The 2,761-nt window shown below is 42.0% G+C and carries 4 protein-coding genes and 1 pseudogene; 2 read left to right on the top strand and 3 right to left on the bottom strand.

From position 1 onward, the window contains the following. Positions 1-336: pseudogene (locus ACFE90_RS37675) on the top strand (hypothetical protein); the annotation flags it as partial. Continuing rightward, positions 315-677 (top strand): hypothetical protein, encoded by a 363-nt coding sequence (locus ACFE90_RS37670; protein ID WP_375507325.1) that lies wholly within the window; start codon positions 315-317, stop codon positions 675-677. The pseudogene ACFE90_RS37675 and the gene ACFE90_RS37670, both read left to right, overlap by 22 nt. On the opposite strand, the gene ACFE90_RS37665 is transcribed toward ACFE90_RS37670, so the two are convergent. From ACFE90_RS37665 to ACFE90_RS37655, 3 genes are all read right to left on the bottom strand, one after another. Further along, on the bottom strand, positions 674-892 hold the full coding sequence (locus tag ACFE90_RS37665; protein ID WP_375507324.1) for a hypothetical protein: 219 nt from the start codon (positions 890-892) through the stop codon (positions 674-676). The two genes, ACFE90_RS37670 and ACFE90_RS37665, sit on opposite strands and share 4 nt — an antisense overlap. Positions 893-1,029: 137 nt before the next feature. Continuing rightward, positions 1,030-1,926, bottom strand: a complete 897-nt coding sequence (locus ACFE90_RS37660) for a hypothetical protein (protein ID WP_375507323.1) — start codon at positions 1,924-1,926, stop codon at positions 1,030-1,032. Between the two features lie 101 nt (positions 1,927-2,027). After that, positions 2,028-2,761 (bottom strand): hypothetical protein (locus ACFE90_RS37655; protein WP_375507322.1); only part of this gene is annotated, 734 nt, incomplete at its 5' end.

The following is a 2,761-nucleotide window of genomic DNA, read 5'->3' as shown; positions in this document are numbered from 1 at the left end:
AAACATAACACCACTTTTCGGGAAAAAAGACAAAATAAACCCTTAAATAATATTCCTATTCATCCAGGGATTCGGCAATTTTATCCTAATATTCATCTCACTCAAAAATCAGGATTTGGTCGATTTAATTTAGCAGTTTACTGGAAGATAAAGTATCGAGGTAAACAAGAGAATGATGCTTGGTATTTATTAACAAACTTGCCTAACTTGGAATCTGCCGTCAAAATTTACAGCCAGCGTTTTGGAATAGAGCGGAGTCGGAGTTTCTCCGCCTCCGAGCGATGTTTAAAGACTGTAAAAGTGGAGGCACTGCGTTGGGCGGCTTTGCCGACTTGAAGCAAGTGCCGTGTGGTTACAATCTGGAGGGTTCTAAAGCTAATCCTGATAGACTTGTACGTTTAATTTTGTTAATTGCCTTGGCAATGACTTCTGCTTGGTTACAAGGACAAAGGACTAAATTACAAAGACAACAACTCTATGTCTGTCGGACTCAAGAAAAAAGTAGAACTAGAAAACGACACAGTAATTTTTGGATAGGTTTATACGGCCAAAATTGGATAACAGCAATTCAAGAGTGTCAAATATGGGTTGAGGAATTTATGGATTCTATTGGCAATAAGCAGACGTTTTCTCGGCGGGGTTTGAAAGCTATGTTACTTATACAGCAAGCTCTTTAGCTCCCTTGTCGCCCCCTGAAGGTAATCGCACTTGCTTCACTGTTGTTTAGGGTATACCACAGTGAGGCATTGTGACGATTGCAGTAGATTTTGCAACTGCCAGCTTCAGAGTGCAATCCCAGTTTCGGTTTATTAATTGCTGCGACTAACTGCTTGAGCAATTCTTCCTGGCGCATTAAGGCAGCAAGTAATTCGGCATTTTCTTGAGGGGTCATTTGTTTGTACCAAAAGCATTTTCACTTTCGCATTGGCGCAGCCGTTTAATTGTGATATATGAAGCGTAGAGCCAATAAAACAGCGCTCTTGATTTCACAAAAGCGCTTTTTATTACTAATTATTTGCCCTGTACAGATTATTGATGTGAATTAAATCTTGCCAGCAAATCTTCACGAGATAATTCAAGACATAGGGGAGTAAATTCTTCTGGTGTTAACTGCAACAAACTATCGACTACTCTTGAGAGTTCTTCATCCACAGAACCAAACCTAAATCTCAACAAGTTTTCTACAACTTGACGACGTTCTTGCTCTACTCCCTCTTGTACCGCTTGCGCTCTTGCTTGTTGGTAAGCTTCTGTTAAGTTCATGATTAACTCCTGGTCATCTTCGGTTAAATCTGTCTGCGTCATCACACTGATACGCCATCTGTAAATTATTTCCAGTACATTCCGGCGCAAAAGGTTTTCTCTTGGCAGTGCAACCAATTCATTTACTGCTTGAATTTGTACCTTTCCCCGACCCAACAGCCTAAACCACAGCGTGTCTAGAGTTCGCGGTAGCTTGTTAATCGCTACTATTGCTGCTCTTACTCCAAGAGGCAGAAAGTACACCCCGCTCATCCAATTGTCTAAGTCTAGTTTAGCTCCAAAAGCCTTGAGCAGAGCTTTGGAAGCACTTGGAGAAATAATCCACAGTTGTGCTAGTTCGTTCTCTGCTATTGTTGTGTCTTCCCTGTTGGCAAGACGTTGCGCGTCTGCAATCACAGTAAATAATTTTTGAAGACAACTACGTACTTCTGTTCTACTTGGTTGATTGCGAAACGGTTCTAGTAAAGTAGTATTTAATACCGCTATTCTACCCAATAATCCTAAAGTTTCTGCATCAACCGCAGATGTTGGTGTTGGCGAAAATAACACATCAACAAATCTTGTTTCATCAGTTACTTCCCTGTTAGTTTTTACTTCCCCAAAGGGAGAAAGTAACTCTTCTAAAAACTGCTTGGCAAATTTATCATGAGGTTGTTGGGTCATGTTATCAGTAATAATTGTGTTGTATCATACTGCTATTTATGATTAGAGTTTGGTAAAAAAGCGATCGCCCTGCCTTGTCAGCAATCGCCTTTTCCCTTTAACTACGCCGCTACCAACTCCCGTTCTACTACTGGCTGATATTCCCGTAGCTGCTCCCATTCCTGTGGCGTGAGTTCGTCAAACGGCTTATCCAGCAGTTCCTCACGAGATGGTTGCGTCAGTTTTACCATCGATAATACCCACACCGCTTCGGGAGCAGAATCACACGGGACTTTCTGCTGATGCACTGAAGTTGCCCGAATAACCCACCATCTGCTGTTAGTACAGCCTACTTCGCCAAGCTTTTGCTCGTGGTCGTAGATACCATCGTTTAGGATTTCAAACTCCGACTTTTCGCATTCATCAGCAATCTGTACCATGATTTCGTTCCCCGTTGTAGCGACTGGGGTTTCTTCTTCTTGTATAGGCAGTGTTCCGCGCTGGTAATGCCATGTGATGTAGCTGTGGCATCTTTTAAAAGTGTTCGCGCGGTGGATCTCCTCACCATTGACCATCACTATCCAAGGTTGCGTTAGGTCATCGTCGTGGGTAATGCTAGCTACGAGCTTTTGACCTGCATAGAATTCGTGATCTTCAAACGAAATCTCTACTAATCTCAGTTCTTCAACTGGTTTAACGCAAGAGGTTACAGTTGTTGTTGTTTGTGGCATAATTTTAAAACCTTTGATTGGGTGATAAAGGCGATCGCGATGTTTCTCAGGCAGGTGATCGCCTTTTGATTTACATGAACCTATCCCACTAATAATATTTTGTGAATCCAGATGTGGATAGTAGC

It is taken from the genome of uncultured Nostoc sp. (assembly GCF_964245445.1).
Classification (GTDB): Bacteria; Cyanobacteriota; Cyanobacteriia; order Cyanobacteriales; family Nostocaceae; genus Nostoc.
The sequence above is the reverse complement of the archived record's forward strand: the minus strand, read 5'-3'. Positions and strand labels throughout refer to the sequence as shown.